Source organism: Serratia sp. BNK-17, assembly GCF_048684935.1.
Lineage (GTDB): Bacteria > Pseudomonadota > Gammaproteobacteria > Enterobacterales > Enterobacteriaceae > Serratia > Serratia nematodiphila.
Map to the genome: position 1 here is coordinate 4120448 of NZ_JBLQTR010000001.1, position 24145 is coordinate 4144592.

19 protein-coding genes are annotated in these 24145 nt (G+C 61.8%); 11 read left to right on the top strand and 8 right to left on the bottom strand.

Annotated elements, in window-relative coordinates; all coding sequences use genetic code 11:
• Positions 1-60 precede the first annotated feature (60 nt).
• Positions 61-1398 (top strand): D-serine ammonia-lyase, encoded by a 1338-nt coding sequence (locus tag ACMGF7_RS19630; protein ID WP_420286589.1) that lies wholly within the window; start codon positions 61-63, stop codon positions 1396-1398.
• A gap of 54 nt (positions 1399-1452) precedes the next feature.
• Here the strand turns inward: ACMGF7_RS19630 and ACMGF7_RS19635 are convergent, their stop codons facing one another.
• From ACMGF7_RS19635 to tet(41), 4 genes are all read right to left on the bottom strand, one after another.
• On the bottom strand, positions 1453-2889 hold the full coding sequence (locus ACMGF7_RS19635) for a 6-phospho-beta-glucosidase (protein ID WP_152903418.1): 1437 nt from the start codon (positions 2887-2889) through the stop codon (positions 1453-1455).
• A 128-nt stretch (positions 2890-3017) separates the two neighbouring features.
• Entirely contained in the window at positions 3018-3752 is a 735-nt protein-coding gene (locus ACMGF7_RS19640; protein ID WP_004938065.1) for a MurR/RpiR family transcriptional regulator, read from the bottom strand.
• Positions 3753-4010: 258 nt separating this feature from the next.
• Entirely contained in the window at positions 4011-4967 is a 957-nt protein-coding gene (locus ACMGF7_RS19645; protein WP_015377929.1) for a sulfonate ABC transporter substrate-binding protein, read from the bottom strand.
• A gap of 197 nt (positions 4968-5164) precedes the next feature.
• Positions 5165-6343 carry a tetracycline efflux MFS transporter Tet(41) gene (tet(41), locus tag ACMGF7_RS19650; protein ID WP_420286590.1) on the bottom strand — a complete coding sequence of 393 codons (1179 nt, stop codon included), beginning with the start codon at positions 6341-6343 and terminating at the stop codon, positions 5165-5167.
• A gap of 64 nt (positions 6344-6407) precedes the next feature.
• On the opposite strand from tet(41), the gene tetR reads away from it, so the two are divergent.
• The 5 genes from tetR (at position 6408) to ACMGF7_RS19675 (ending at position 11955) form a co-directional block, all read left to right on the top strand.
• On the top strand, positions 6408-7049 hold the full coding sequence (gene tetR / locus ACMGF7_RS19655) for a tetracycline resistance transcriptional repressor TetR (protein ID WP_004938056.1): 642 nt from the start codon (positions 6408-6410) through the stop codon (positions 7047-7049).
• 175 nt (positions 7050-7224) lie between these two features.
• Entirely contained in the window at positions 7225-7698 is a 474-nt protein-coding gene (locus tag ACMGF7_RS19660; protein WP_021503731.1) for a (2Fe-2S)-binding protein, read from the top strand.
• Complete coding sequence (locus tag ACMGF7_RS19665) at positions 7695-9953, top strand: xanthine dehydrogenase family protein molybdopterin-binding subunit (protein WP_197763537.1); 2259 nt, start codon at positions 7695-7697, stop codon at positions 9951-9953. The genes ACMGF7_RS19660 and ACMGF7_RS19665 overlap by 4 nt, the downstream gene beginning before the upstream one ends.
• 28 nt (positions 9954-9981) lie before the next feature.
• On the top strand, positions 9982-11280 hold the full coding sequence (locus ACMGF7_RS19670; protein WP_049240952.1) for a c-type cytochrome: 1299 nt from the start codon (positions 9982-9984) through the stop codon (positions 11278-11280).
• 69 nt (positions 11281-11349) lie between these two features.
• A complete protein-coding gene (locus ACMGF7_RS19675; protein ID WP_004938044.1) occupies positions 11350-11955 on the top strand; it encodes a nitroreductase family protein in 606 nt (201 codons plus the stop codon).
• 209 nt (positions 11956-12164) lie between these two features.
• Here the strand turns inward: ACMGF7_RS19675 and ACMGF7_RS19680 are convergent, their stop codons facing one another.
• The gene (locus ACMGF7_RS19680) at positions 12165-13061 is read right to left on the bottom strand and encodes a DMT family transporter (protein WP_197842833.1); all 897 of its coding nucleotides are present in this window, start codon (positions 13059-13061) and stop codon (positions 12165-12167) included.
• 129 nt (positions 13062-13190) lie between these two features.
• Between ACMGF7_RS19680 and ACMGF7_RS19685 the strand changes: the two genes are divergently transcribed.
• Both ACMGF7_RS19685 and ACMGF7_RS19690 read left to right on the top strand, forming a co-directional pair.
• Positions 13191-13760 (top strand): helix-turn-helix domain-containing protein, encoded by a 570-nt coding sequence (locus ACMGF7_RS19685; protein ID WP_197763540.1) that lies wholly within the window; start codon positions 13191-13193, stop codon positions 13758-13760.
• Positions 13761-13883: 123 nt separating this feature from the next.
• Positions 13884-15809: a DUF3857 domain-containing protein gene (locus tag ACMGF7_RS19690; RefSeq protein ID WP_004938037.1), complete on the top strand. Its 1926-nt coding sequence runs from the start codon at positions 13884-13886 to the stop codon at positions 15807-15809.
• Between the two features lie 67 nt (positions 15810-15876).
• On the opposite strand, the gene ACMGF7_RS19695 is transcribed toward ACMGF7_RS19690, so the two are convergent.
• The 3 genes from ACMGF7_RS19695 to ACMGF7_RS19705 all read right to left on the bottom strand — a co-directional run bounded on the left by ACMGF7_RS19695 (position 15877) and on the right by ACMGF7_RS19705 (position 21075).
• Positions 15877-18174 carry an FdhF/YdeP family oxidoreductase gene (locus tag ACMGF7_RS19695; RefSeq protein WP_274864129.1) on the bottom strand — a complete coding sequence of 766 codons (2298 nt, stop codon included), beginning with the start codon at positions 18172-18174 and terminating at the stop codon, positions 15877-15879.
• Positions 18175-18376: 202 nt separating this feature from the next.
• Positions 18377-20050: a gamma-glutamyltransferase gene (ggt, locus tag ACMGF7_RS19700; protein WP_164094935.1), complete on the bottom strand. Its 1674-nt coding sequence runs from the start codon at positions 20048-20050 to the stop codon at positions 18377-18379.
• Between the two features lie 161 nt (positions 20051-20211).
• Positions 20212-21075: a LysR substrate-binding domain-containing protein gene (locus ACMGF7_RS19705; protein ID WP_060559691.1), complete on the bottom strand. Its 864-nt coding sequence runs from the start codon at positions 21073-21075 to the stop codon at positions 20212-20214.
• 143 nt (positions 21076-21218) lie between these two features.
• Between ACMGF7_RS19705 and ACMGF7_RS19710 the strand changes: the two genes are divergently transcribed.
• The 3 genes from ACMGF7_RS19710 to ACMGF7_RS19720 all read left to right on the top strand — a co-directional run bounded on the left by ACMGF7_RS19710 (position 21219) and on the right by ACMGF7_RS19720 (position 24109).
• A complete protein-coding gene (locus ACMGF7_RS19710; RefSeq protein ID WP_197842831.1) occupies positions 21219-22358 on the top strand; it encodes an agmatine deiminase family protein in 1140 nt (379 codons plus the stop codon).
• Between the two features lie 76 nt (positions 22359-22434).
• The gene (locus ACMGF7_RS19715; RefSeq protein WP_085336882.1) at positions 22435-23115 is read left to right on the top strand and encodes a class I SAM-dependent methyltransferase; all 681 of its coding nucleotides are present in this window, start codon (positions 22435-22437) and stop codon (positions 23113-23115) included.
• Positions 23116-23362: 247 nt separating this feature from the next.
• Positions 23363-24109, top strand: coding sequence for an IclR family transcriptional regulator (locus tag ACMGF7_RS19720; RefSeq protein WP_004938000.1), 747 nt, complete (start codon positions 23363-23365; stop codon positions 24107-24109).
• Positions 24110-24145: the final 36 nt, after the last annotated feature.

The window sequence follows — 24145 nt, forward strand, 5'->3', positions numbered from 1 at the left end:
TTGTCAGCCGCCGGCGTTCACGGCATGGTGACGGCAACGCCAAATCAGTCAGGGACTCTTATGCAAAAATCACAGATCCAACCGTGGGTTGCGCAGCATCCGCTGCTGCAACGAATGGTCGCCCTCGAGCCGATCACCTGGTTCAATCCGCGTGCGACCACGCTGGCCGCCGGCTTGCCCCATGTCGGGCTGACCGCCGCCGACGTGGCCGAAGCCGAGCAGCGCCTGGCGCGTTTCGCGCCTTATCTCGCCGCGGCCTTCCCGGAAACCCAGCCGACAAAGGGGATCATCGAGTCCGAGCTGGTGGCGATCCCCGCCATGCAGCAGGCGTTGGATCGGCGCTATGGGCAGGCGTTGGGCGGGCGTCTGCTATTGAAAAAGGACAGCCATCTGCCGATTTCCGGTTCAATCAAAGCGCGCGGCGGCATCTATGAGGTGCTGACGCACGCGGAGAAACTGGCGCTGGAGGCGGGGCTGCTCCAGATCGGCGACGACTACGCCCGGCTGTGTTCCGATGCGTTTCGTCAGTTCTTCCGCCAGTACCGCATCGCCGTCGGATCGACGGGCAATCTGGGATTATCCATCGGTATCATCAGCGCCCGCCTGGGATTTGATGTCAGCGTGCACATGTCGGCGGATGCGCGAGAGTGGAAAAAACAGAAGCTGCGCGACAATGGCGTGACGGTGGTGGAATACGCCGAAGATTACGGCGTGGCGGTCGAGCAAGGGCGCCAACAGGCGGCGAACGATCCGAATTGCTTCTTTATCGACGATGAAAACTCGCAAACCCTGTTCCTCGGCTACGCGGTGGCGGGCGGCCGCCTGAAGCGGCAGTTTGCCGAACAGGGCATTGTGGTGGACGCGCAGCATCCGCTGTTCGTGTATCTGCCGTGCGGCGTCGGCGGTGGGCCGGGCGGTGTGGCCTTTGGTCTCAAGCTGGCGTTCGGCGATCACGTTCACTGCATTTTCGCCGAACCGACCCATTCCCCCTGCATGCTGCTCGGCGTCTACAGCGGGTTGCATGACGGCATTGCGGTGCAAGATCTCGGCATCGACAACCGCACGGCGGCGGACGGGCTGGCGGTGGGGCGCGCCTCGGGTTTTGTCGGCCGGGCGATGGAGCGCCTGCTGAGCGCATTTTACACGCTGAGCGACGAAGAGATGTTCGCGTTGCTCGGGTTGTTGGACAGGCACGAGCATATCCAGCTGGAACCCTCCGCCCTGGCGAGCATGGCCGGGCCGTGGCGCATGGAGGCCAATGCGCAACAGCTTAGCGGGCAAGGGGTGAGTGCGGAAAGCCTGGCGCAGGCGACGCATCTGGTGTGGGCGACCGGCGGCGGCATGGTGCCGCCGGCGGAAATGGCGAAGTACCTCGCCGCCGGGCAGACGGCGGAGTAAGGCGCAATAAAGTAAAAAGGGGCGAATATCGCCCCTGATTGGTCTGCCGTGCGGTTAAAGCTGTTCGCCGTTGCTGGCGATCACCCGGCGATACCAGTCGAAGCTTTTCTTGCGCGAACGTTCGAGCGTGCCGGTGCCGTCGTCGTGTTTATCGACGTAGATAAAGCCGTAGCGCTTGCTGTACTCGCCGGTGGTGAACGATACGCAGTCAATGCAGCCCCACGGCGTATAGCCGATCAGGTCTACGCCGTCTTCAATCACCGCTTTTTTCATCTCTTCGATATGGGCGCGCAGATAGTCGATGCGATAGTCATCGTTGATCTGGCCGTCCGCTTCCACCTTGTCGAAGGCGCCGAAGCCGTTCTCCACGATAAACAGCGGTTTCTGGTAACGTTCATACAATACGTTCAGCGAGTAGCGCAGCCCGACCGGATCGATCTGCCAGCCCCAGTCGGAAGCCTTGACGTGCGGGTTCGGCACGTTGCCCGGGAAGCCGAACATGCCGTCGCTGCCTTCCACCGCGTTGGCCTGCAGCGCGTTGCTCATGTAATAGCTGAAGCCGATGTAGTCGGTGCAGCCCTCGCGCAGGATCTGTGCGTCCTGCGGCTGCATCTCGATCTTCAGCCCTTTGCGTTCCCAGTCGCGCAGCAGATAGCTTGGGTAGTAGCCGCGCATCTGCACGTCGGTGTACAGATAGCGCTGGTGCATCGCCTCCACGGCGTACATCACGTCGTCCGGCTTGCAGGAATAAGGGTAGAACGGCACGCAGGCCAGCATGCAGCCGATCTTGAACTCCGGGTTGATCTGATGGCCGAGTTTGACCACCTGCGCGCTGGCGACGAACTGGTGGTGCAATACCTGGTACAGCGCCTGCTCCGGGTTGTCTTCCTGAGTGTAGTCCACGCCGGAACAGCAGTAACCGAACAGCGGGTAGCGGTAGTTGCTCTGGTTGTTGATCTCGTTGAAGGTCATCCAGTACTTCACCTTCTCGCGGTAGCGGCGCATCACCACTTCGCTAAAGCGCACGAAAAATTCCACCACCCGGCGGTTTTTCCAGCCGCCGTAGGTTTTCACCAAATGGTAAGGCATTTCGAAGTGCGACAGGGTGATCACCGGCTGGATGCCGTATTTCAGCAACTCGTCGAACAGATCGTCGTAAAACTGCAGGCCGGCCTCGTTTGGCGCTGCTTCGTCGCCGTTCGGGAAGATGCGCGTCCAGGCGATCGAGGTGCGGAAGCATTTGAAGCCCATCTCGGCGAACAGCGCCACGTCCTGTTTGTAGCGGCCGTAGAAGTCCACCGCTTCATGGTTGGGGTAACGGTAGCCGTCGAGCACGCCGTCGGTCATCACGCGATCGACGCCGTGCGAACCGCCGGACAGCACGTCGGCGATGCTTGAGCCTTTGCCGCCCCGATCCCAACCGCCTTCAACCTGGTGCGCGGCGACCGCGCCTCCCCACAGAAAATCTTTCGGCAACTGTTTCATCGTCAATGTCTCATCTTATTTAATGAAGGATAATAACGTTCGCATTGCCAATAGAGTAACAAGACCAAAAGAAATGTCACGATATAACAAATCGCCGGACAAAGTGATTTGTCACAATAAAAAAACAGCCTGTTTTATTTTGCCGAATTAATATGCCCAAGCCGTTTGCCGATGGTTTCAATAATGTAAAGCACGGGGATCTGCGTGGTGATATTGTGATGGCCGCCGATCAAATGCTGCGGCACGTGGTAGGAGAGATTAAAGTCCGCCAGCCGCGCCAGCGAAGAGGTTTCGTTGTTGGTGATGCTGATGATCTTGCAGTGGTGCAGACTGAATTGGCTGGCCAGCCGCAGGATCTCTTCGGTTTCGCCGGAAACCGACAGCATGATCGCCACCGCGTTTTTATACATATCGCTGTTGACGGGATAATAAGGATCGTCGATATGGGTGCTGAATTTCCCGACGTTGGAAAAGAAACGCGCGCCATATTTCCCCAAGGCGCCAGAGGTGCTGATGCCGACGAAAATAATCCGCTCGGCGGCGGCGATATGATGCGCCGCTTCATCGAGTAACTGATTAAATTCGTCGTTGCTGACGCTTTTAAAAAAACTGAGAATTTCGCCGATGCCGGAATCGACCGGCGGCGCATCGCTTTGCTCCAGATACAGTTTGAAACGGATGCGAAATTCTGAATAACCGTCGCAACCCATTTTTTTGCAAAATCGCAGCACGGTGGTGGTGGATACGCCGGCGGCCTCGGCCAGCTCGCGGATGGTCATGTACATCACTTGATTTTTGTGTTTGCTGACGTAGTTATAAACCATCAGCTCCAGGGCGTTGAGCTCGGCGATTGCTTTATGGGTGAACATGAGTCGATCCGGCGGCTGAAAACGGGACATTTATCTGCGGGTTACCATAGCAAAATTCGCCGCCGCCGACACTGCCGAACAAAAAGAAAAGCCGCACCAGTCAGGGGCGGCCCAGGGTTCACGACGAACAAATTAAAGCAAAACGTTCCGGAAGACATGCCATGAAACCGCGTTTCATCACACAGGGTTAGCATAGGCCGGCTGATGCCGGCGGCAAAATGCCGGTTTCTGCTTTCTAAAACCAAAGCGCGGCAAAGGCTATGGCGCCTCGGGCTTATCTTCGGACCAGCGGGCGGCGTTGACATCCACCTTAACCGGCAGCAGCCCGATGGCGGTGAATTTATCCGCCAACTGCTGTTGCTGTCTGAACACCTCCGGCGACATGCGCTGGCTGCCGAACGGCATGCGGGCGATGGCTCTGGCCCAAATGGCCTGATCCAGACCGGTGCTCTGAGCGAGGATCGCCGCCGCTTCCTGTGGATGCTCGTTGGCCCAGTCGCTCAGCGCGCCGAGCTGTTGAATCACCTGTTTGGCGCTGTCCGGGTAGGTTTCGGCAAAGCGGCGGCTGGCGAGATAGAAGGTATAGTGCGGCACCAGGCCCTCCGCGTCTTTCAGCAGGCGGGCGTTGGCGCGGGTTTCCACCTCGGCGTAGTAGGGATCCCAAATCACCCAGGCGTCGACGCTGCCGCGCTGGAAGGCGGCGCGGGCATCGCTCGGCGGCAGATAGACCGGCGTGATGTCCTTGTAGCTCAAGCCGGCCTGTTCCAGCGCGCTCACCAGCAGGTAATTGACGTCAGACCCTTTGTTCAACGCCACGCGTTTGCCTTTCAGATCGGCCACGGAGCGGATCGGCGAATCCTGCGGCACCACGATGGCTTCGGTTTTCGGGCTGGGCGGCGAATGCGCCAAATAAACCAGATCGGCCTTGGCGGCTTGCGCGAAGGCCGGCGGCGCGTCGCCGGTCGCCGCCAGATCGATGCTGCCGACGTTCAACCCCTCCAACATCTGCGGGCCGGCGGGGAATTCTATCCAGCGAACCTTGACGCCCTGCGGCTCAAGGGCTTTTTCCAGCGTGCCGCGGTATTTCAGCAGCGCAAAAATGTTGGCTTTCTGGTAACCGATGGTGATTTGCTGCGGTTTCTCCTGCGCGCCGGCCGGCAGGCTAAACAGGCCCAGCAGCAGTGCGGCGATCAGCGGCGTTGTGAGTTTTCTCATCCTGATTTTCCGATAGGCGAAGTGAACAATAGCGATACGCGCTGGGCGTAACACCATGAAACAGCATTCAAATTTTCCTGCGGCGGGATAAGGGCGATGATAATGAGCGGCGCACTGGCGTGTAAAGCGCCCGCTTATGCTGAATAATGCCTTGCTTAGCCATAAATGAGCTTAAGCGGGAGAAGGGGATCTCTACGCTATGCCGCGTCACGCTCGCGCGAACGCGCCAGCAACGGCGGCACCAGCAGATAGAGGGCGGCGGCCAACGCCCAGACCAGGCCGGGCCAGACATCGCGCGTGGCGGCATACAGCGCCGTCGCCATCAGCGGCCCCGCGACGCCGATCAGGCTGCCCATGCTGGCCAGCGTCCCTTGCAGCTCACCCTGATGGTCGTCGTCCACTTTGTGCGCCATTAACGCCTGCAGCGCGGGCAGCGCCATACCGCCCGCGGCGAAGAACGGCAGCAGCGCAAAGGGCGCCCAGCCGCGCGTGGCGATCGATAACAGCACCAGGCCCAGCGCGTCGGCGGTCAGGCCGATCAGCAGCGCCTTGCGTTCGCCGAGCCGCGCGACCAGCGGGCCGATGGCGAAGGCCTGCGACAGCGCGTGGCAGGCGCCGTAACCGGCCAGCGACAGGCCCGCCACCATCATGCTCCAGCCGAAACGATCCTGGCCGTATAAAATCCACAGCGTGGCCGGCGCCTGTGAAACCAGCGCCATGATCAGGTAAATGCCGGCCAGCGGCAGCAGGCCCGGTTTGCCGTGCAGCCGTCGCAATGACGAAAAGGGATTGAGGCGGATTTTCTCGGCGGCGCGGGCGCGGGGTTTACGCGATTCCGGCAGCAGGAAAAACGCCATCGCCAGGTTGACGGTGTTCATCGCCGCCGCCGCCAGGAAGGGCGCATGCAGATGCCACTCGCCCAGCGAACCGCCGAGCAGCGGGCCGACGATAAAACCGACGCCGAATACCGTGCCCACCAGGCCGAAACGCCGCGCGCGCTGGCCGGCAGGAGTAATATCGGTAACGTAAGCGGTGGCGACCGCCATGTTGGCGCCGGTGATGCCCGCCAGCAACCGGCCCAGATAGAGCCAGGCCAGCGTCGGCGCGAACGCCATCAGCAGGTAGTCGGCCGCGGCGCCGGCGAGTGAAATTAACAGCACCGGCCGCCGGCCGAAACGATCGCTCAGCGCGCCGAGGATCGGCGAGAACAGAAATTGCATTAACGCATAGGCCGCCAGCAGGGCGCCGTAGTGCAGGCTGCCGGCGTCAAGACCGCCCAGCGAACGCAACAACGCCGGCAGGATCGGCATGATCAGACCGATGCCCACCGCATCCAGCAACACCGTCAACAAAATAACCAGCATGGTTTTTTTCAAGATTGTGACTCTAACAGTGATAGAGTATTGAGTATTCCATAGTTACCCTATCAGTGATAGAGAAATGAGCGAAAAAAATACTGCGATACGTTTAACGCGTGAAACCGTCCTGCGCGGAGCGCTGGCGCTGCTGAATGAAATCGGCATCGATGCTTTGAGCACCCGTCGCCTGGCGCAACATCTCGGCGTGCAATCTCCCACGCTCTATTGGCATTTCAAGAACAAAGCCGAGCTGTTGAAAGCGATGGCGGAAACCATCATGTTGGATCACCGTGAAGAACTGCCCGCCGATATGGCCTGGCAGGATTGGGTCGTCACCAATGCGAGCAATTTCCGTCGGGCTCTGCTGGCTTACCGCGACGGCGCGCGTCTGCATGCCGGCACCCGGCCGCAGGAGCCGCAATTCGCCATTATCGAGGCCAAGGTGGCGCTGCTGTGCCGGGCGGGCTTGACGCCTGAACGCGCGGTGAATTTGCTGTTCGCCGTCGGGCGCTTCGTCGTAGGCTGGGTGCTGGAAGAGCAGCAAATGCAGCCGGACGATACGCTGAATGATGCCGATCGCCAGCGTTACCCGCTGCTGTGCGAAGGCTGGGAAACTTTGCAGGATAAGGGCGCAGACGCGCTGTTCGAAGCCAGCGTGCGGCTGTTGGTCGACGGTGCCGAGGCCGCGTTGACGAACGCCAATAATCACGGGACGCAATCATAAAACCGGGCTTATCTATCGGAAATTTATAGAAAATACCCACTTTTCGTTAAAGCCATGGCGGCCACATTCCCTTAACATTATCAAGTCTTTTGATGATAATTATTAGCATGCTGCTCAATTATTCGACGCAGTGATGTTACGGATTAAATCCGTTTGTTTAAGGGATAGTTTCACCATGGAAATCAATGTTAATGGCCGGGTGGTTCCACTCGGCGATATCTCGCCCGAGACCCCGCTGTTGTACGTGTTACGCAACGATCTGCACTTGAATGGCCCCAAATACGGCTGCGGCCTGGGGGAGTGCGGCGCCTGCACCGTTCTTATCGACGGCGTCGCCGCTCGCTCCTGCTCAATGCCGCTGGCCGCGGTAGGAAGCAAGTCCGTCACCACGCTGGAAGGCCTGGGCACGCCGGAAACGCCGCACCCGGTGCAGCAAGGATTTATCGATGAGCAGGCGGCGCAATGCGGCTACTGCGTCAACGGTATGATCATGACGCTGGTCGCGCTGTTCGAACGTGAACCCGAGGCGGACGAACAGGCGATCAAGAAAGAGCTGGCCTACAACCTGTGCCGCTGCGGCACCCATCTTGAGATCTTGCGCGCCGCCGAACGCGCCCGCGCGCTGCTGGCTGCACGGAGGCAAGCATGAGCCGCCTCGAACTGACCCGCCGCCAGCTGCTGCAGGCCGGTGGTGTGGTGATGGTCAGCAGCCTGCTGCCCGCACCGTTTAACGCCTTCGCCGCCGAGCCCGCCCCAACGCCTGCCGAGCTGCCGCTGGACAGGGTAGACAGTTTTATCAGCCTCACCGCCGACGGCCGGGTGACGGCATTCAACGGCCACGTCGATCTCGGCACCGGCATTCGCACCGCGCTGGCGCAGATCGTCGCCGACGAAATTTGCGTGCCGTTCGAGCACGTCACGATGATCCTCGGCGATACGCAACGCACGCCGGATCAGGGGCCAACTATCGCCAGCGCCACCCTTCAGGTGACGTCGGTGCCGCTGCGCCAGGCGGCGGCGCAGGTGCGGCATATGCTGACGGCGCTGGCGGCCAAAGCCTTCGAACTGCCGGCCGACCAGCTGACGGCGGCGGCGGGGCAGGTGTTTGTGACCAAGAATCCGGGGCGCGCCTTGAGCTATGCGCAGCTGGCGAGCGGGCAGAATCTGCACGTGGCGCTGGATAAAAACGTGCCGCTGAACGGTGAACAGCAGAGCCGCTATGTCGGCCGCGCCGTCGCCCGGGTCGATATTCCGGCCAAGGTCAGCGGCGCGCTGACCTACGTGCACGATCTGCGTTTGCCCGGCATGCTGCATGGCCGGGTGGTGCGCCCGCCTTACGCAGGCGCCGACAGCAGCGCGCCGCTGGGCGGCGGCCTGTTGTCGGTGGATGAAAGTTCGATCGCGCATCTGCCGGGCATCGTGAAACTGGTGGTGATCAACGATTTCATCGGCATTGTGGCCGAGCGCGAAGAGCAGGCGATCGCCGCCATGCGCCGGCTGAAAACCGAATGGAAACCCTGGGCCGGCCTGCCGGACCTGTCGCCGGAGGCGCTGCCCGCCGCGCTGGCAGCCAACCCGAAAACCGACCGCGTGCTGCGCGACGATGCGGGCACGGACGACGCGCTGGCATCGCTGCATACCGAAGTGCGGGCGGACTATGTCTGGCCTTACCATCAGCACGCCTCGATCGGCCCTTCCTGCGCAGTGGCGGAGGTTAAAGACGGGCGGGCGCAGGTGTGGTCCGGCACGCAAAACCCGCACGATCTGCGCAAAGATATCGCCACGCTGCTGGAATTGGCGCCTGAGCAGGTGCATATCACCCGCATGGAGGCCTCCGGCTGCTATGGCCGCAACTGCGCCGACGACGTCTCGGCGGACGCGGCGCTGTTGGCGCGGGCGACCGGCCGCCCGGTGCGGGTGCAGCTGATGCGCGAACAGGAATCCGGCTGGGAGCCGAAGGGCACCGGTCAGTTGATCCGGGTGCGCGGCGGCCTCGACGCGCAAAACCGAGTGGCGGCCTACGAGTTGAAAACCAGCTATCCCTCCAACAATGCGGTGACCTTGCCGCTGGTGTTGACCGGCAAGGTGGCCAACCGGGCTGACGTGCAACAGATGGGCGATCGCACCGCCATTCCGCAATACGAGTATCCGCACATGCGGGTGATTTGCCAGGACGCCGCGCCGATCGTGCGGGCCTCGTGGATGCGCGGCGTTTCGGCGCTGCCCAACGTGTTCGCCCATGAGTCCTGGATCGACGAGCTGGCCTGGCGCGCCGGCGAAGATCCGATCGCGTTTCGCCTGCGTTACCTGAACGATCCGCGCGCAGTGGCCTTGATTGAGGCCCTGAAGCGCCAGGCGAACTGGCAAGACGGCCCGGCGCACCGGTCGCGCGCCGCCGGCGCCGAAGTGGTGAGCGGCCGCGGCTTCGCCTATGCGCGCTATTTCCACAGCAAATTTCCCGGCTTCGGCGCCGCCTGGGCGGCCTGGGTGTGCGATCTCAGCGTCAATCGCCTTTCCGGGCAGATCACGCTCGATAAAATCTTCGTGGCGCATGATTGCGGCCGGATGATCAATCCGGCCGGGGTGCGCCATCAGGTGCACGGCAACATTATCCAGTCCGCCAGCCGGGTGCTGAAAGAGTTTGTGACCTTCAACGCGTCGGGCGTGACGTCATTGGACTGGGGCGGCTATCCGATCCTGCGCTTCGACGAATTGCCGCAGGTCGATATCCAGCTGATCGACCGCCCGGACGAAGCGCCGATGGGCGCAGGAGAGTCCGCCTCGGTGCCGAGTGCGGCGGCGATCGGCAACGCGCTGTTTGACGCCCTCGGCGTGCGCCTGCGCGAGGTGCCGTTCACACCGGCGCGGGTGCTCGCCGCGCTGCGCGCTCAGGCCGGCCATTAACCCCCCGTAACGAACAAGGACAGCAAAGATGAGTAAGATGAAAAAAATCGTCGGGTGGGGTGGCGTCACGGTGATCGCCGTGGTGGTCGCCGGCGTGGTCGCCAGTTGGCAGCCGGAGATTGCGCCTCTCGCCGCCGATGCGACCCACAGTTTCAGCGAGGCGCAGATCGCGCGCGGCAAAACGTTGGCCGATCTCGGCGACTGCGCGGTGTGCCACACCCGTGCGGGCGGCGAGCGCAACGCCGGCGGGCTGGCGATGGAGATCCCCTTCGGCACCATTTACACCACCAACATCACGCCGGACGTGGAAACCGGCATCGGCAGCTGGAGCTACGCGGCGTTCGAACGCGCCATGCGCCACGGCGTCGATCGCCAGGGCCGCTATCTCTATCCGGCGTTTCCCTATACCGCCTTTACCCGCACCCGCGACGACGATCTGCAGGCGCTGTATGCCTATCTGATGTCGCAGCCGCCGGTCAAGTACCGGCCGCCGGCCACCGATCTGCACTTTCCGTTCAACATTCGCCAGGGCATCTTCGCCTGGAACCTGCTGTTCCTGACGCCGGGCGCGTTGCCGGAACAGCCAGCCCAAAGCGCCGACTGGAACCGCGGCGCGTACCTGGTCGAAGGGTTGGGGCACTGCAGCGCCTGCCACTCGCCGCGCAACGTGCTGTTCGGCGAGAAAACCGGCGGCGAGCACCTGGCCGGCGGCGTGGCGGAAGGCTGGACGGCGCCGGCGTTGACCGGCCGCTCGCCCGCGCCGCTCGCCTGGTCACAGCAGGATCTGGTCGATTTCATGCGCACCGGCTACTCGGCCAACCACGGCGTCGCCGCCGGCCCGATGGCGCCGGTGATCGAAGAAGGGCTGTCGCGCTTGCCGCAGGCCGACCTGCAGGCGATCGCCGTCTATCTGCGCAGCTATCATCCGGAAGCGGCGGCGCAGGCCGCGGCGGCAACTTTGAACGCTCAGGCGGAGCGCCAGGTCGAGCCCCTGAGTTCGCAAGGGGCGCGGCTGTTTTCCGGTGCCTGCATGGCGTGCCATGCGCAGGAAAAAGGCGCGCAGATGGCGGGGGTGCGCCCGTCTCTGGCGCTGAATACCAACCTGTTCGCCGAGGCGCCGGACAACGCCATTCGCGTGGTGCTGGACGGCATACAGCGGCCGGCGAACGCCGAGCTGGGCTATATGCCGGGCTTTCGCCATAACCTGAATGACGCGCAAATCGCCATCCTGCTCAACTACCTGCGGCAGCATTACGCCGGTCAGGCGCCGTGGCCGGACCTGGCGGCGCAGGTCGGCCGCTTGCGCGCCGAAACCGCGCAGAAATAGCCGCCGGGGGCTGGACAGCCACGCCGCGTTGGCGACAATAGAGCTTTTCACATGGACAGAGGCAGTAAAATGAATACGTTAGACGCAATCCGCCAGCGCCGCGCCACCAAGCAGTTCGATGCGCAGCACGTGATGACGCTCGAAGAGAAAAAAGCGTTGCTGACTATCGCGCTGCAGGGCGCTCCCAGCGCGTTTAACCTGCAGCACTGGCGCCCGCTGCTGATTGAAGATCGCGCGCAGCGCGAGAAAATTCGCGAGGCGGCGTGGGGGCAGGCGCAGGTGACCGACGCGTCGATGCTGGTCGTGCTGTGCGGCGATCTGTCGAGCTGGGAGTCACAGGTAAAAACCGTCTGGGCCGAGGCCGCGGAGCCGGTGCAACAATTCATGATCCCGGCCGTCGATCAGTATTATCGCGGTAAGCCGCAGGTGCAGCGCGACGAGGTGATGCGCAGCAGCGGCATCTTCGCCCAGACGCTGATGCTGGCGGCCAAGGCGCAGGGCTACGACTCTTGCCCGATGGACGGTTTTGATTTCGACGCGGTGGGCGAGATTATCAATAAGCCGGCGCATTATCAGATCGCGCTGATGGTCGCTATCGGCAAGGCGGCGGGGCAACCTTACCCGCGCATCGGCAAGCTGCCGTTCGACGAGGTGGTGAAAACCGACCGTTTTTGACCCGAGCGGTGAATGACAAAAGGGAAGGCTTGCGCCTTCCCTTATTTTTTTGTGACGCACAGTTCGTTCCAGTAGCTGAAACGGATGCGCCGTTGCAGGCGGTGATGCCACATAGAACACTCCTTCTACCCTACACGGTTTAAATAAATAGCACCGCGCCGGACACAAGGCGAATGCCTTATTGTGCATAGCTTGCCCGTCAGGCGGGATTAACCGATTTTACCGGCCCGGTGCGCGGCGGGCGGCCATCGCCAGCCGAAGTTCATGCCCGCCGCCGCGCCGAGAATGGCCAGCGTGCCCAGCAGCTGCAACAGGCTGAGACGGTGCCCGAACGCCGCCCAGTCCACCACGATCGCCACTGCCGGGTAGATAAACGACAGCGCGCCGACCAGAGCGGTGGGGATTTTCTGGATCGCGCCATAGAGCAACGTGGACATCAACCCGGTATGCACCAGACCGAGGGTCGCCAGCAGCAGCCAGTCGAACGAATCTGCGGGAAGGTGGGCCAGACCGGCGAACGGGGCCAGCGCCAGCGCGCCGACGGTCAGCTGAATCAACACGATCAGCTGCGGCGGCAGCGCGGCCAGCTGTTTGACGATCGCCGCCGCCAGGGCGTACATCAGGGCCGCCCCCAGCGCCAGCGCCACGCCCAGCAGATAGTCGCCATTGCCGCCACCGCTTTGCCGGCCGGTGACGATCAACACCATCCCCGCGAACGCCAGCAGAAGCCAGCCCAGCCGGTTAGCCGTCAGTTTTTCACCGAACAGCAGCGCTCCCAGCGCCACCAACATAAACGGTTGAACATGGTAGGTCACGGTGGCGACAGCGATCGAGGCATGCGCATAGGCGGCAAACAATAGCGTCCAGTTGAGCACCAGCGCGAGGCCCCCCAGGACGGCGAAAGCCAGCTGCCGTCGGTTGATGGCGCCTGATTTCAGTTGCCCAAGCGCGGCGCAGGTGGCCAGCATCGCCAGCGCGCCGAACGCGCAGCGCCAAAACACCACCGTGGCGGGCGGCTGCCCTAACACGATCACCGGCCAACCGACGGTGCCGGAGATCGTCATGGCGAGGATCATTTGCACTGCGCCGCGCGTTTTCGTTTTCATGTCGTTTCCCTCGCGGCCTGACCGTGCTTGTGGTGAAGTCGCTTAATCATTAAAATGAACAATCGAACATTATGATGAACACGGTTGACGCCGTTCGTCAAGCCGAACAATTGAATGGTATAACGAACAATGAGCGAGAGCCTAATGCAGAACATCACGCCGATTGGCCTCTTGTCGGCGGCAATCCGCCGTGAGCGGGAGCGATTGAATCTGTCCGTTACCGAACTGGCGAAGCGCGCGGGTATCGCCAAGTCCACGCTGTCGCAGCTCGAAGCCGGCAGCGGCAACCCCAGCCTGGAAACGCTGTGGGCGCTGGCGATGGCGCTGGATGTGCCGGTCAGCCGGCTGATTTCACAGCCGAGCAGGCCGGTGCAAGTGATCCGCGCCCATGAGGGAACGCCGGCGCTGTCGGAGCAGGGCAACTACGCCGCCACGCTGTTGGCCACTTGTCCACCGGGCGCGCAGCGCGACATTTACCGGCTGCGGGTGCAACCCGGTGAAACGAAATGCTCGCGGCCGCATCCGCCGGGCACCGTCGAGCATGTGATCATCAGCAGCGGGCGCGCGCGCCTTGGCCCGGCGGATCAGCCGCAGGTGCTGAGCGCCGGGGATTACATCAGTTACTCCGCCGATCGCGAGCATATTTTCGAAGCGCTGGAGCCGGAGACCACCGCCGTCATGTTGATCGAGCAGGGCTAACCCGGGCGTTGATGGTTCGTTTATTGAAAATGATTCTCAATTATATTAGTGTGCCCGCCTGTTTTGACGCCGGGACGGACGTATGGCCCGGTGTCGCTGCTTAACACCCTTCAAGGACCGAAGATGAAAATCGCTATTCCTTCCATACTGTTACTCGCCGGTTTGACGGCGACGCATCCGGCCACCGTGTTGGCCGCTGCACCGCCCGCCGCGGCGGATCAGGGCCAGAACGACACGGCCAACAACGATTTCAGCTTCGTGCGCTATCGCGCGGATTATCGCGTTAACGCCAACGCCACCAACGTGAAGACGGAAAGCTACGAAGTGCTGCTGAAGACCAAGGCGGCGATCGAGAAATTCAGCCAGATCCGCCTGAGCTACAGCGAAAAAATGGAAACGCTCGAGGTGGTCGCCGCCTATACGCTGACCGCCGACGGCCAGCGCCACGACGTGGCGCCCGACCGCATCTACACCCAGGAGAGCTACTCCAGCGCCACGGCGCCGTTGTATGCCGACCGCAAAGTGCGCGTCATCGTGTTCTCCAACCTGGCGCCGGGATCGCGCGTGGTGTATGAGCTGCGCCGCACGCAAAACACCCCGTATTTCCCCGACTATTTCGGCCTGTGGGAGACGTTCAGCGTTTTCGATCAGTTCGACGACGCCGAAGTGACCCTGCAGGCGCCGGCCAAGCTGCCGATGCATATCTTCACGCGCGGCGTTGAAGGCGGGGACCAACCGCAGATCCGCAACGGCCAAGCGCACTGGCGCTGGCATTATTCGCGCAGCGCGCCGATGAAGGCGCAAAACTGGGCGGCGGACAGCTGGACCTTCAGCCCGACCATCATGGCCAGCACCTACCGCGAGTGGCCGCAGTTGGCCAAGGCCTACCAGCTGAAGGCCGGCGCGGCGGCAAAGGTGACGCCGGGCATTCAGGCGCTGGCGGACAACATTACCGCCGGCATCAGCGATCGGCGCGAGCAGGCGGAGGCCCTCTATCGCTGGGTGGCGCAAAACATTCGCTATGTGGCGGTGTATCTGGGCAATGGTGGGCTGGAGCCGAATTCGGCGCAGAGCATTCTCGATAACCACTATGGCGACTGTAAGGATCACGTGGTGATCCTGGAGGCGCTGCTCGCCGCCAAGGGCATCGAAAGCTCGCCGGTGCTGATCGGCATGGACGAAGGCCCGATACTGCCTAACGTGCCGCTGCTCGGCCGCTTTAATCACGCCATCACCTATGTGCCGGAATTCAAACTGTACCTCGATTCCACCAATCCCTGGGCGCGTTTCGGGCAACTGCCGGAGGGCGATCTGGGCGCGCCGGTGCTGCTCACGCGCGACGCCAAACTGGCGCGCACCCCGGGCAGCGACGAGCAGCCGGTCAAGAGCGCGTTGAGCGTCGATTTCGTGTTCGACAAGGCGGGCAACCTGCAGGGGGAAACCGAGCGCCGGCTGAGCGAAGTGGAAGAGATTGACCTGCGGGGCTACTTCTCGCAGATCAACCGCCAGAACCGGGCGCAGGCCGAAGCGACGATCATGTCCGCATCCGGCATCGACGGCAGCGGCGAGGTGGCGATGAACAGCGATCCGCTGGATCTCAAAAAGCAGTTCGGTTACCGCTTCCGCTTCAAGGCGGACGACTACGTCGATTTCGGCGTGGTGGGCGGCATGACGTTGCCCAACCCGCCCGGCGGCAAATCGTTCCGCACGCTGTATACCACCACGGCTGCGCCGGGCAACGAAACCCCGTTCTACTGCAGCGCGCAGCGCTACGACGAAACCTACCGTCTGCAGTTGCCGGCCAACGTGCCGATTATCGCCATTCCGCAAGACAGGCAGTTCCGCAATGCGGCGGGCGACTATCGCGTGGCATGGCGGCGCGACGGGCAGCAGGTGACCGTCAATCACCGCCTGCAGGTGAACGCCATTCGCGGCAAGGAAGCGCTGTGCCAGGCGCAGGATTACCCGGCGTTCCGCGAGCTGTTCCAGCAGGTGCGGCGCGGTTTCCGCGGCCAGGTGGTGTACGGTGAATTGGCCAACGGCAAATAGGACGCCGCTCCGTAGTCGGATAAAAATGGCCCCCAATCAGATGCCTGTGGGGGCCAAAGCATTCCTACTAAGCGATCTTAACCGCGCGCACCTCTTTGGATCTTAACTTCACGCGGATTGGCACCGATTTGTACGAAGGCGTACCGCTCTCCTCATCGATGTAATGCAACGGCACCAGCACGTTGGCTTCCGGGTAGTAGGCGCCGACCGATCCGGCCGAGATGTTGTAGGCGATCACCGTGATGCCTTCCAGGCGTTGGGTGCTGCCGGGCAGCGCCGTTTCCAGGTCGACCACGTCGCCATGCTCCAGCCCCAAACGTTGCAGATCGCTGTCATTCATAAACAGCACATCGCGCCTGCCGAAAACCCCGCGATAGCGGTCATCCAGGGCATAGATGGTGGTGTTGTACTGATCGTGGCTGCGCAGGGTGATCAGCCGCAGCGTATCTTGTTCCGCCGCAATCTGGTCTTCGTGCAACCCGCTGAACACCGAAAACATCGCTTTGCCCGTCGCCGTCGGCCACTGGCGTTCTGTCGGCGGCAATGGCATGCGAAAACCGCCGGGTTGACGAATGCGCGCGTTGTAATTGTCGAAGCCGGGGATGGTTTTTTCGATCAGATCGCGGATCACATCGTAATCCTCGACCAACTCATCCCAGGGCACTTTGCTGGCGGGCATCACCGCTTTGGCCATGCCGGCCACAATGGCGGGTTCCGAACGCAGGAGTTCCGACGCCGGTTTTAATTTGCCGGACGAGGCATGCACCATCGACATCGAATCCTCCACCGTCACCGATTGCCGTCCGCCGGCCTGCAGGTCCAGCTCGGTACGGCCCAGGCAGGGCAGAATGAGAGTTTCTTTCGCCACCAACAGATGGCTGCGATTGAGTTTGGTGCCGATATGCACGCTTAACTCCAGCGCTTTCATCGCCGGGAAGCTCTGCTCGGGGTCCGGCAGCGCCACGGCGAAGTTGCCGCCCAGGCAAATCAACGCTTTCGAAGCGCCGTCGATCATCGCCTGCATGCATTTCACGGCATCGTGACCGTGGGCTTTGGGCGGCGTGAAGCCAAACACCGTTTCCAGCTTCGCCAAAAATTCGGCCGAGGGTTTTTCGGTGATGCCGACGGTGCGGTTGCCCTGCACGTTAGAGTGGCCGCGCAGCGGGCAAATGCCGGCGCCCGGTTTGCCAATGTTGCCGCGCAGCAGCAGCAGGTCAGCGATCAGGCGCACGTTGGCCGTCCCTTTATTGTGCTGCGTAATGCCCATGCCGTAGGTCACGATGGTGGCGTTGGATTTCGCGTAAGCGGCGGCGACCTGTTCCAGATCCTGACGCGTCAGACCGCTTTCCGCCTCAATGGCTTCCCAACGGGTGGCCCGCAGATCGGCGTCGAAAGCCGTAAACCCTTCAGTGTGCTCGGCAATAAAGGCGTGATCCAGCGCATTGCCATGCTCATCATCCAACTGCAGCAACGCTTTGGCGATGCCTTTGAGCGCCGCGGCATCGCCGCCGGCTTTGACCTGATAGTAGGTTGAAGCGATCGGGGTCGAACTGTAGGTCGCCATTTCGATGACGTTTTGCGGATCGGTGAAACGTTCGAGCGCCCGCTCGCGCAGCGGGTTAAACACAATGATCGGCACTTTTTTGCGCGCGAGCTCATGCAGCGTGCCCATCATGCGCGGGTGGTTGGTGCCCGGGTTGTGCCCGATGGAAATAACCAGCTCCGCGCTGTCAAAGTCGTCCAGCGAGACAGTGCCTTTGCCGATGCCGATCGACTGCGGCAGGCCAACGCTGGTCGGCTCATGGCACATGTTGGAGCAGTCGGGAAAGTTATTGCTGCCAAATTCACGCGCAAACAGCTGGAACAGGTAGGCCGCTTCATTGGACGCCCGGCCGGAGGTATAAAATTCCACCTGTTCCGGCGGCAGCGTCTGCAAGACGGCGGCGATGCGTTGGAACGCCTCGTCCCAGGCCAGCGGGCGCAGGGTGTCCGTCCCGGCGTCATAAAACAGGGGCGTGGTCAGACGGCCGTAGTCCTCCAACTGATAATCGGTTTTTTGCAGCAGTGAGGTCACGGTATTTTGCGCCAGGAATTCGGGGGTCACGCGCTTGCTGGTCGCTTCCCAGGTCACGGCTTTGGCGCCGTTTTCGCAAAACTGAAAGGTGGAGCGATGCTCTTTATCCGGCCACGCACATCCCGGGCAGTCAAACCCGTCGGGCTGGTTGGTACGCATCAGCGTCACCGGCGCTTCCAGGGTATCCATCTGTGTGCGCACGGCGATGGCCGTCGCTTTCAGCGCGCCCCAACCGCCGGCGGGCCCATCGTAGGGATGGACACCGGGTACTGCTCGTCTTTTCGCCATTATTGATTGCCTCCGACACCGCTTACGATAAATGCAGGTGATTGATTTAAAATTAATATTGTCGTTATCGTCTAAGAAGGAAGGCAGACGCCGCCGTCGTCAAACGCGAGCCTGTCGCTTCAGTATAGATGAGTAAGAAAGGGCGCAGCGGCAGTCAATGCGGGGAAGTAGCGGCCCGTCTAACCTGAGGCGGGCCGCCGGGGCGTTACTTTTTCACCACCAGGCCCACGCCGCGGCCGCGCGGATCGGACGCGGTTTCCGGCGTGCGGCCATCGATGCGGATGACCTGAATATCCCCCATGTTCCAGCCCTGGTCTTCGAGGGTGTAGCCCATGGCCTTCAGCTCGTCCGCCGGTTTGCCGGTCAGCGGCGCAAAGCTGTCATAGTAGACGGTGTCTTTCGGCAACAGCTGATGGTGTACGCGCTGGGCGGCCACCGCCTGCGCCAGCGGCAGGTGGTAATCGTAGAGGTTGTTGATCACCTGGAAGATCGAGGTGAAGATGCGCGAACCGCCCGGGGTGCCGATCACCAGGGTGACGTCGCCGTCGCGGGTGATGATGGTCGGGCTCATCGAGGAGAGCATGCGTTTGCCCGGCTCAATGGCGTTGGCGTCGCTGCCCACCACGCCAAAGGCATTGGCGACGCCCGGTTTGGCGCTGAAGTCATCCATCTCGTCGTTGAGCAGGAAGCCGGCGCCTTTGACCACCACGCCGCTGCCGAAGTCCCAGTTGAGCGTATAGGTGTTGCTGACGGCGTTGCCGGCGGCATCGACGATCGAGAAATGGGTGGTTTGGTGGGTTTCCAGCCCCGGCCGTACCTGCTCGGTCGGTGAGATCGCCTGCGGATTGATCTCGGCGGCGCGTTTTTGCAGGTAATCAGGGGCGATCAACTGCGCTTCCGGCACGTTAGTGAAATCCGGATCGCCGAGGTAGTCGGCGCGATCGGCGAACACGCGTTTTTCGATCTCCGCCAACAGGTGGATATAGCGCGCCGAGTTCAGCGGCACGTCCTTGAAGTCGGCGGCGCGATCTTCTTTTATCCCCAGCAGCTGCGCCAGCGCGATGCCGCCGGAGCTGGGCAGCGGGGCGGTATACACGGTGTTGCCGCGCCAGCTGATGCGCATCGGTTCGCGCCATTTCACCCGGTAGTCGGCCAGATCCGCCGCGCCGATCAGCCCGTTGTCGCGCTGCATTTGCGCCACCAGCAGGCGGGCGGTTTCGCCGTGATAAAAATCGTCGGCGCCCGATTTGGCGATGCGCTCAAGGGTGGCGGCCAGCTCCGGCTGTTTGAACACCGTGCCGGGCTTCATGGCGCCGAAATAGTCGCCGAAGTTGGTTTTACCGGCGAACAGCTTGTTGGCGTCTTCACGGTACTGATACTGCTGATCCGCTACGGTGAAACCTTGCCGGGCGTAACCGATCGCCGGCGTCAGCAGTTCGGCCCACGGCAGCTTGCCGAAACGCTTGTGGGCTTCCCACAACCCCAGCACGGTGCCCGGCACGCCGGCGGCGCGGCTGCCCACCAGGCTGAGATTTTCGATCACTTCTCCTTTCTCGTTCAGATACATGGTCTTGCTGGCGGCCTTGGGCGCCACTTCGCGGTAGTCGAGAAAATAGGGCTTGCCGTCGACATACAGCGTCATAAATCCGCCGCCGCCGATATTGCCGGCTTCAGGGTAGGTCACCGCGAGGGTAAAGGCGGTGGCGACCGCCGCGTCGACCGCGTTGCCGCCGGCCTGCAGAATGTGCGCGGCGACCTTGGCGCCATACTGATCCGGGGCGGCGACCGCGCCGGCGGTCAGATCGGCGGCAAAGGCGGCGGGAACGGTGCAGGCAAGGGCCACGCTCAGAGCTATCGTTTTCAATAAACCGGCAGACATAGAAGATCCTTTTAGCGATGTTCAGTTATCAGGTGAATTCAACTAATTATTTTGAAACAGCAGGTTAGCGCGTTTTCTTCGGGTTGTTGCGACGCTTTATTGAAGGTAGCAGCGGTCAGGCGGGGCCGCCTGACCAGAGTAGCAAATCGTGACGTGACGCGTTATGCGCCGGCGGGCAGCGCCGACTGCAGCCATTGGCAGAAGTGACGGGCGAGCGGATTGTGTTCGCTGTCGCGGTGCAGCAGCCACGCCCAGTTGGCGCCGCGCACGCGTTGCTCGGTTAACGGTTGCAGCAGCCCGACGTCGCGCGCGTGTTGCGCCAGCAGTTGGCTGACCAACGCAATGCCGAGGCCGTTGCAGGCGGCGTCCAGCAGCAGACCAGGATCGGAGAAGTTCAGCCCGCTGTCGCGTTGGCCGACGTGCGCGCCGCCCGCCACCGTCCAGTGGCTCCAGTCCATCTCGCGTTCGCCGTGCAAGGTCACGCGCTGCTCCGGCGCCAACGCCAGCAGGCTGGGGTGGCAGGCGGGATAGAGCCGGTCGGTACAGAGAACGTTAAAGGTGCAGTCCGCCTGCGCGCTGAGATCGTCGCGGATCGCCAGATCGATGCTGTCCGTCGCCATATCCGGCGGTTCAAAGCTGGTGAACAGCCACAGATCGATCTGCGGATGCCGCTGATTGAACTCGCCCAGCCGCGGCGCGAGCCAGTGGCGGGCAAAGGCCGGGGTGGTGTTGACGATCAGCTGGTTGGGTTTGCGGTACTGATCCAAACGGCGAATGCCGACGGCCAACTGTTGCAGCATCACCTGTGCGGTGCTGAACAAATCGTGGCCGGCGTCGGTCAGCGTTACGCTGCGGCCGGTGCGGAAGAACAGCGGCTGTTCCAAAAACGCCTCGAGGCTGCGGATCTGTTGGCTGATGGCCGACTGGGTCAGGTGCAATTCTTCGGCGGCCTGATGAAAACTGCCCAGGCGCGCCGCCGCTTCGAAACCGCGCAGTGCGCTCAAAGGGGGCCAGTGTTTTAACATTATCGATAAGCCTGTCTAATCAGATATCCACTAAATATATCGTTTGTCGCGGTGGCAGGGGAAGACTAGCATGGGATTCAAGTGCCGGAGAGTGAAAAATTCGGTTAACCATTTGAATTTAAATTAATTAAAAGAGGTCGTTTATGTCATCGCGTCGCACCTTCATCAAGCAGCTTTCGGCGGTGGCCGGCGTCAGCTTGACGGCATCGTTGGGCTTTCCATTACGCGGTCACGCAGAAGCTGCGCTTAATCCGGCCTGGCGGATGCCCGACGAAGGGGAACCTCAGCTGCGGGCGTTTCTCGCCTTCGGCGCCCAGAAGGCCATCTGGGGCGGGTTCACGGCGGACGTGCAGGCAGCGCAGGGGCGCATCGCCCGCGCCATCGCCGAGTTTCAGCCGCTGACGGTATTTTGCCGCGCGCACGAACGGCAGCTGGCGGAGGCCACCTGCGGCAGTCAGAACGTCAGCTATGTCGTCACCGAGCTGGATGACATCTGGATGCGTGACATTGGCGCCAATTTCGTCATCAACGACGCCGGTGCGCTGGGCGCGGTGGATTTCAACTTCAACGGCTGGGGCGATAAGCAGCAGCATGCCAAGGATGCGCGTCTGGCGGCGTTCGCCGCCAAAAAATACGGCGTCGCTCAGCCGCGCCGCAGCGCGCTGGTGGGGGAAGGCGGCGGCATTGAGGTGGATGGGCGCGGCACCGGCATCATGACCGAGAGCAGTTGGGTGAATGCAAACCGTAATCCAGGCTGGAACCGCGATCGGGTGGAGCAGGAGCTGAAGGCGATGCTCGGCCTGCGCAAAATTATCTGGCTGCCGGGCATTAAAGGCCGGGACATCACCGATGCCCACGTCGATTTTTATGCCCGTTTCGTGCGGCCGGGCGTGGTGGTGGCCAACCTGGACACCGATCCGGCCTCTTATGATCATGCGGTTACCCAGGCGCATCTGGCGATCCTCAAGGCAGCGACCGACGCCGACGGCCGCAAGCTGCAGGTGCATACGCTTTCGCCGCCGCTGGCGCCGCGCGACAGTCGTTTCAGCCGCCACAATCCCGATTTTGCGGCGGGCTACATCAACTATTTCGTGATCAACGGCGCGGTGATCGCCCCTGAGTTTGGCGATCCGCAGGCGGATAAAGCGGCGTTTGAGCTGTTGACGGCGCTCTATCCGCAGCGCAAGGTGGTGCAGTTGGAGATCGACGCCATCGCGGCCGGCGGCGGCGGCATTCACTGCGTGACCAGCCAGCTGCCGGTGCATGGCAAACCAGAGCAGTGAATGTTCAAAAAATGCGCGCACGGTTGTTTGTCGCCATAGGCTGTGGTTGGCTGAGTGGAAACATAAGGAGGCCATCATGAACGACTCACCCTTGAGCATTCCCACCTGGTATCGCGATCCGCACGCAGAGCAGGCCATGGCCGAAGGCCATGCACCTATCTGGCGGCATCTGCTAACTCTGGTGCCGGAACACGAACTGTCCGGCGTCAGGGTGCTGGACTTCGGCTGCAATCAGGGCGGTTTTCTGCGTCTGTTGCACCAAATCCGGCCATTTCGTGAAGGGCTAGGCGTCGATATCGCCCGCCAGTCCGTCGAACACGCCAATCGCCTGAAAGGAAACCTGCCGATCGATTATCAAACCGACACGCGGCTGACAGGCTGGGATCACCATTTCGATATCGCTTTCAGCCATGAAGTCATCTACCTGATCGAAGATATCGCGCAGCATGCCGCCGATATGCTGCGGGCGCTGAAACCGGGCGGCGTTTACTATGCGGTGACCGGTTGCCACACCGACAACCCGCTGTGGCCGCAATGGCGCGCAAGGGTCGCTGAACAGACGCATACCGTGGTGCAGGATCGCTCGCTGGACGACTATGCGCGCATTTTCTCCGGCGCGGGGTTCCAGGTCTCTGCCCGCAGGCTGGGTTTTTCCGGCTTCGTGCCCTATGAGCCGGACGGTTGGATGCCGAATATCGCGGCGGCGATCGACTACTATTGGCACACCAAAACGGTGTTCAGATTGGCGAAGCCGTAAAAAGCCGTAGGTACGCGAGGCTGTTGGCGTAGGCGCCTGCGCGATGATGAAGCATGGGCAGACTGCCATCCTGAATATCATGGGGGAGCTATTGCTTTTATCTCACTGTGTTGCTCTAAAAAAATCCTGGTATTTGTGATGAGGCAGGTAGGCGGGGGATTTTCCATGGATCTTGTCCACCTATCCAATATGTGGACAACCTGTGATATTCTTTCGTCCCTGACCCCATTCAATGTGGAACATCACGATGAGTAATGACGCGGATAATAGCGGCTCACAGGTGATTGCCCGGGCCGCCACCCTGCTGCGGGCGCTGGAAACTCAACCGAAGGGCATGACCATCTCTCAATTGTCCCGGGAAACGGGGCTGCCGCGCACCACCGTACACCGTTTGGTCACCTCGCTTGAATCGCAACAGCTGCTCATCATGGGCAGCGGCGGCGTTCAATTAGGGCCGGCGCTCGCCCGCCTGGCGGCTTCCGCGCATACGGATGTGATCACCCTTGCAAAACCGGCGATGGAAACGCTGGGCCGCCGCACGCGTGAAACCGTCGATTTGTGCGTTTACCGCGGCAGCCACGCGGTATCGGTAGGCCAGTTTGTTTCCGATCAGGAACTTCGCGTCGTATCAGCCGTTGGCACCGCCTTTCCGTGCCACTGCACGGCGCATGGCAAAGCCATTCTGGCCGAGCTGCCTGACGAAAAGATTGCGGATCTGCTTGGCGGCCAGCCGGATGTCAGAACGGATAATACCCTCAGGACAGTCTCATCCGTACTGGAGGACATTCGGGAAACCAGGATCCGTCGTTACGCCATCGATCGCGAAGAGCACGCTCGCGGCGTCTGTGGCGTCGGCGTTTATCTCAATATCGGCGTCAACGAGCTTTACGCCATATCCATTGCGGTTCCGGCCATGCGCTTCGAGGAAAAGTTTGACCATCTGCTCGGTTCGCTGATGCAGTGCAAAGCGGAAATCGAGGCGATGCTGGCATAACAAGCCGGGGCGTTTGGCCCGGCAGGCGCTAAACGC

Excerpts from the sequence above, each read along its gene's own strand:
- ACMGF7_RS19645 (WP_015377929.1), bottom strand. The coding sequence starts at position 4,967 with ATGAGAAAACTCACAACGCCGCTGATCGCCGCACTGCTGCTGGGCCTG.
- ACMGF7_RS19705 (WP_060559691.1), bottom strand. The coding sequence starts at position 21,075 with ATGTTAAAACACTGGCCCCCTTTGAGCGCACTGCGCGGTTTCGAAGCG.
- ACMGF7_RS19715 (WP_085336882.1), top strand. The coding sequence starts at position 22,435 with ATGAACGACTCACCCTTGAGCATTCCCACCTGGTATCGCGATCCGCAC.
- ACMGF7_RS19680 (WP_197842833.1), bottom strand. The coding sequence starts at position 13,061 with ATGAAAACGAAAACGCGCGGCGCAGTGCAAATGATCCTCGCCATGACG.
- ACMGF7_RS19690 (WP_004938037.1), top strand. The coding sequence starts at position 13,884 with ATGAAAATCGCTATTCCTTCCATACTGTTACTCGCCGGTTTGACGGCG.
- ACMGF7_RS19670 (WP_049240952.1), top strand. The coding sequence starts at position 9,982 with ATGAGTAAGATGAAAAAAATCGTCGGGTGGGGTGGCGTCACGGTGATC.
- ACMGF7_RS19675 (WP_004938044.1), top strand. The coding sequence starts at position 11,350 with ATGAATACGTTAGACGCAATCCGCCAGCGCCGCGCCACCAAGCAGTTC.
- ACMGF7_RS19665 (WP_197763537.1), top strand. The coding sequence starts at position 7,695 with ATGAGCCGCCTCGAACTGACCCGCCGCCAGCTGCTGCAGGCCGGTGGT.
- ACMGF7_RS19640 (WP_004938065.1), bottom strand. The coding sequence starts at position 3,752 with ATGTTCACCCATAAAGCAATCGCCGAGCTCAACGCCCTGGAGCTGATG.
- ggt (WP_164094935.1), bottom strand. The coding sequence starts at position 20,050 with ATGTCTGCCGGTTTATTGAAAACGATAGCTCTGAGCGTGGCCCTTGCC.
- ACMGF7_RS19720 (WP_004938000.1), top strand. The coding sequence starts at position 23,363 with ATGAGTAATGACGCGGATAATAGCGGCTCACAGGTGATTGCCCGGGCC.
- ACMGF7_RS19660 (WP_021503731.1), top strand. The coding sequence starts at position 7,225 with ATGGAAATCAATGTTAATGGCCGGGTGGTTCCACTCGGCGATATCTCG.
- ACMGF7_RS19710 (WP_197842831.1), top strand. The coding sequence starts at position 21,219 with ATGTCATCGCGTCGCACCTTCATCAAGCAGCTTTCGGCGGTGGCCGGC.
- ACMGF7_RS19630 (WP_420286589.1), top strand. The coding sequence starts at position 61 with ATGCAAAAATCACAGATCCAACCGTGGGTTGCGCAGCATCCGCTGCTG.
- tetR (WP_004938056.1), top strand. The coding sequence starts at position 6,408 with ATGAGCGAAAAAAATACTGCGATACGTTTAACGCGTGAAACCGTCCTG.
- ACMGF7_RS19685 (WP_197763540.1), top strand. The coding sequence starts at position 13,191 with ATGAGCGAGAGCCTAATGCAGAACATCACGCCGATTGGCCTCTTGTCG.